Source organism: Pseudoalteromonas sp. AWM4_233, assembly GCF_056158285.1.
Genome location: NZ_JBSWSZ010000110.1, coordinates 1 through 4,228 on the forward strand (window position 1 = coordinate 1; position 4,228 = coordinate 4,228).

9 protein-coding genes are annotated in these 4,228 nt (G+C 36.9%); all 9 read left to right on the forward strand.

The window, feature by feature from the left end; translation table 11 throughout:
* Positions 1-188 (forward strand): hypothetical protein (locus ACXAC4_RS21550; protein WP_475165242.1); only part of this gene is annotated, 188 nt, incomplete at its 5' end.
* Entirely contained in the window at positions 127-432 is a 306-nt protein-coding gene (locus ACXAC4_RS21555; RefSeq protein WP_475165244.1) for a hypothetical protein, read from the forward strand. The genes ACXAC4_RS21550 and ACXAC4_RS21555, both read left to right, overlap by 62 nt.
* A 119-nt stretch (positions 433-551) precedes the next feature.
* The gene (locus ACXAC4_RS21560; protein WP_475165245.1) at positions 552-878 is read left to right on the forward strand and encodes a hypothetical protein; all 327 of its coding nucleotides are present in this window, start codon (positions 552-554) and stop codon (positions 876-878) included.
* Position 879: 1 nt separating this feature from the next.
* A complete protein-coding gene (locus ACXAC4_RS21565; RefSeq protein ID WP_475165246.1) occupies positions 880-1,317 on the forward strand; it encodes a hypothetical protein in 438 nt (145 codons plus the stop codon).
* Between the two features lie 576 nt (positions 1,318-1,893).
* Positions 1,894-2,142 (forward strand): hypothetical protein, encoded by a 249-nt coding sequence (locus tag ACXAC4_RS21570; protein ID WP_475165248.1) that lies wholly within the window; start codon positions 1,894-1,896, stop codon positions 2,140-2,142.
* Positions 2,111-2,470 carry a hypothetical protein gene (locus ACXAC4_RS21575; protein ID WP_475165250.1) on the forward strand — a complete coding sequence of 120 codons (360 nt, stop codon included), beginning with the start codon at positions 2,111-2,113 and terminating at the stop codon, positions 2,468-2,470. Before ACXAC4_RS21570 ends, ACXAC4_RS21575 begins: the two co-directional genes overlap by 32 nt.
* Complete coding sequence (locus ACXAC4_RS21580) at positions 2,403-2,798, forward strand: hypothetical protein (protein ID WP_475165252.1); 396 nt, start codon at positions 2,403-2,405, stop codon at positions 2,796-2,798. The genes ACXAC4_RS21575 and ACXAC4_RS21580 overlap by 68 nt, the downstream gene beginning before the upstream one ends.
* 79 nt (positions 2,799-2,877) lie before the next feature.
* Positions 2,878-3,735, forward strand: coding sequence for a hypothetical protein (locus ACXAC4_RS21585; RefSeq protein WP_475165254.1), 858 nt, complete (start codon positions 2,878-2,880; stop codon positions 3,733-3,735).
* A 156-nt stretch (positions 3,736-3,891) separates the two neighbouring features.
* A complete protein-coding gene (locus tag ACXAC4_RS21590) occupies positions 3,892-4,224 on the forward strand; it encodes a P-II family nitrogen regulator (protein ID WP_475165255.1) in 333 nt (110 codons plus the stop codon).
* Positions 4,225-4,228 lie beyond the last annotated feature (4 nt).

The window sequence follows — 4,228 nt, forward strand, 5'->3', positions numbered from 1 at the left end:
TAGGTAACATTACTGAACAGTTAAAGCCAAACTACGTTAAAGGTAATCGTATCTTCCAACCTTTCGCTGGACCGATTAATACAGCTATCGCTTTAATGGTAATTGCACTAATGTTTCTTCTTAGTAATGACATTCGCTATCAACTTAGCTTTCCTAAACGTACCAATGTTCCAAGCATGGGTAACTAGTGCAGGAGAAGGCGGAAACGGTGGACGTAAAGGTAACTTCTTCGTTTCTCGTGAAGCAATGCAGTCTTTAGAAGAGTCAGAGAATGGAAGTAACGGTAAATCTAAGAACCAAAACGGTATCTACATTACGAAACGTTTCATCGGAATGTTCTTACTAGGTATCTGTCTATTATACTTAATCCAAGGTCAAATCATGATTCTTGTGGGTATGTTAATGGACTTACTAGCAGGATTCTTAGAGTAGGTTTTACGTTAAAATTGAGTATAAACTCAATCAAAACAAATCATTCATTCGTAACAATTGTGAGGTGTTTAGGGGTAACCTTAAACACCTTACTTTTAGCTTAAAAACGAGGTGTTACGATGGTTGCAAAAAGCAAAGCAATAAACTATAGATTACTTGTAGTAGTTCTTTTACTCGTTTCTCTGTTAGGGGTATATAATCCTGTAACGGCAAATGCAGTCTCTAACCCTTATATCTTACTAGATAGTGATAAAGGGGTAGATTCAGTAGTAGAATCAGTAAACTCCAAGTCGCAATCCTTCCCTGATTATGGATTTAAACTATTAATTCAAGATAAGAAAGACCCAAAGAAGGTTGAAATTGATAAGGTAAACTATCAAAAACTATCTACTGAGGATAAGAAAGAGTTAATGAAACAAACCTTTACAGAAGTAGAGAAACAGTAGTATGGGTGGTCGTGACCGTTCAAGATTGTATAACTTCATTGAAGAACAAGATGAAGGAACAGCATCAGCAGTTAAACATTTATCTACAAATGTAACGACTAACTTTGTATCAGCTAACGAGATATTTGAACCGTTTACAAGTCCAATCAGTACATTTTTAGGTTTAGCATGTATTGTTATATTCTTCATGTTAGCAATTGCTATTACAGTAGACATTTGTTTCCTATCAATACCTATGTTTCAAGCCTTTGTAATGAGAAATGACAAAGACAGACCTTCTTATATTTCACAAGAAGCATGGGACAGTCTATTAATTGCCGAATCAAACTTAGGAACTGGTGATTATAGTTTATGGGGTACGTATTTGAAGAACCGAACAGAAGACAATGGTCTTAGTTGGTTTAACTTTAGGGTATCTAATAGCAGGTCAAATGTTTGATTTAGCTATATTCATAGTAGACGTATTTACAAATGCACTATCTTAGAAAGATTGGCTTTAAACTGTAGCCAGTCTTTTTATTTTGCCTAAAATAAACTAGTAAACTGATACTAGTAATCTATCTAGACAGTATTGACAAATAGATGAATTTATGGTATAATAGTAGTATGAGTCGGAGGAAAGATTTGGTAAACTCATAGGTAGAACATTATATACGTTAAAAGTAGCTAGATGAGGTAGTATTAGTTAATAACTTGTTTGGCGTAGCAGAACAGATATATAGTGTTGTAAGTGTTTAAGGAGTATATTGTGATAAAGTAAAGATAACCTTAATAAACACAGTCCTGTCTTTTATATTACACCTTGAGATATAAGAGACATATAGGGCAATGGTCGTTAAACTAATCTGAACCGATAGTAGGTGATAGACATAGAAAATCAAGGTGGTGTAAGTAATTGTTTAAGAAGATACGATATAAGAAACAAAAGAAATTGGATAAACTATCAGCGGAAAACGATATAGTTTTTAATCCGACTTCGAGAAAACAAAAGAGACATGGTATAAGAAACAAGTTAGTGTTCAGCGTATTGTCACTGTCATTATTTTTACCTATGCTAGAGCCATTAACTGCATTTGCCGACCCCACAACGGGAGGACAAACTCAGCAACCTCAAACTACCACACCTCAAGACCCGAACGCAGGTGGTGGACAACCTCAACAACCAAATGGTGGAGGTCAGCAACCACAACAGCCGGGTGGTAACGGTACTGGTACAGGAGAAAACTCAAACGATGCTCGTCAAGAACAATGTAACCGTAGGTAAGATGGCTACATTAGGGGTATCAAGTGAGCAAGGTTATAAAGCTGATATGAGCAGTTTATCAGGGAATGAGTTAAGAACTTTAGGCGTATTTATATCAAACTATTATGTTCCGTTTAGTACCCAAGTGGGTAACGTAAAAGACAAGAAAGACTCAAAAGAAGTGCAAGATAGTATTGTAAAAGCGTTGACTGAAACGAATGCATTCGAAAAAGGTATCGCTGAAAAGATATCTAAAGTTGTTACGAATGCAAGTAAACAGAGTGTTCAAACCTTTATACTTTGCACAATCAAAAGATGGAGAGAATTTCGAAGCGGTAGACGGTGGTAATGGTAAGAAAGGTAAACACGCTACATTCTACGAATTCTTAGACCAAATTAGCGGTTATGCATACAAACGTTCCAATGAATTACCATACCCTGATATTAAAGATGGGGTAAACAAGAATGGTGATAAAATGGTGTCTGCCTATAAAGGTAGTGTTTGGAATTATGACCCTAACTCTAAGAAAAACGAAGGTGCATTATATTGGGGTAGTGCGGACAAAGCAGACAAGAGTCATATCATGTTTAACTGGAATCCAACAAGTAGTGATGGTGGAGGTCAAACCGCTTCTCAAACGGTAATGGCTGAAATTTATAAATACTTAGAACCCTGAAAATAGTGTTGGTACTTCATTCTTAGACTACACGGAAAAAGAACGTGGTAAAGGTTCTAAAGGTGAAACAGTTACTAAAATGTTAGAGGAAGAGAAGTTTAAGAAAGACTCATCAATTGAAGCTATCTATAAACGCTCAATGTACGACTGGAAAATGTATGTGGATGCTATCGGTAATATCTTAGTAGACACAGGGAAGCGTCAGTATGTTGTAGTTCCTGCCGCAATGAACCCTTTCATCTTTAAAAAGAAAGAAACAGATAGCGGTGGTAAAGAGTTAGACTTCGGACGTGCAGTTCCTATCAATAACTTCGTTTCATTAGCATTAGCTAGTAAAGGAAACCTTGTAACTGGTAAGCCTACGCAACATACAGCGTATTTCAATTTAGGAAACATTTATGATAAGTTTTCTAAAGATACAAAGTATAAGCAACCGGCATTATATAAATTCCCTGGCTCTAAAGATGTAGATTGGACAGAGAAACAGAGTTGGTCAGATACAGGTACAACTTTATCTGAGGGTTTACTAGACTCGTTAACTACCCAGTTTGCAATAAATAGCTATGGTGTAAAAGGTGATAAAGATTGGGGTAAGTGGTTAAAACGTACTACAGAAAGTTTCTCTGTAAACAAAGGTAATGACATTCAAAGTTATGACCACGATAAACTTACAAAAGAGAAAACTTTCCCATTCTCGTTCAATACGAATGAGTTTAATGGTAACGATGCAATCTACGCCCCACGTAGTGGTTTAAATTCAAAACCCGGACATTTCATCATAGGAGACTTAGTAGCCTTTGATAACTTAGGTGCATTGAATACAACTACTACGCAACCAGCTAAACCGCAACAAGGTGGAGACACAAGCACAACGACAACAGCAACAACCACAACAAACTCGCAACGGCTGATACAAGTAGTGATGGTAAGCCGTTAACGTTAGATTCTTACAAGAAACTATAAGGTAATTGCTGATAAAGGTCATGAAGTTATTAAACGTACTCCTAATGCATTATGGGAAGGTGCTGCCGAAACAACTTCAAGATGACGATTAGCAATACGTAACTGAACGAAGTAAATAGGGCATTACGTATTGCTAAGGTTAACGACGGTTAGATTCACCTCTTACACAGCACCTGTTCGTGAAGCTTTGTCTGAAATAGGCATTACAGGTATGACAGTCTGTGAAGTGAAGGGCTTTGGTCGTCAAAAAGGCCATACAGAGCTATACCGTGGTGCGGAATATATGGTCGATTTTTTGCCTAAAGTGAAACTAGATATTGTTTTAGCTGACGAAGATGTTGATAGAGCGATCGAAGTTATTCTTAAAACAGCGCAGACAGGTAAAATAGGTGACGGTAAAATCTTCGTGACTGAAGTCGAGCGTGTTAGGTGCTGTGTAAGAGGTGAATCTAACCGTCGTTAACCTT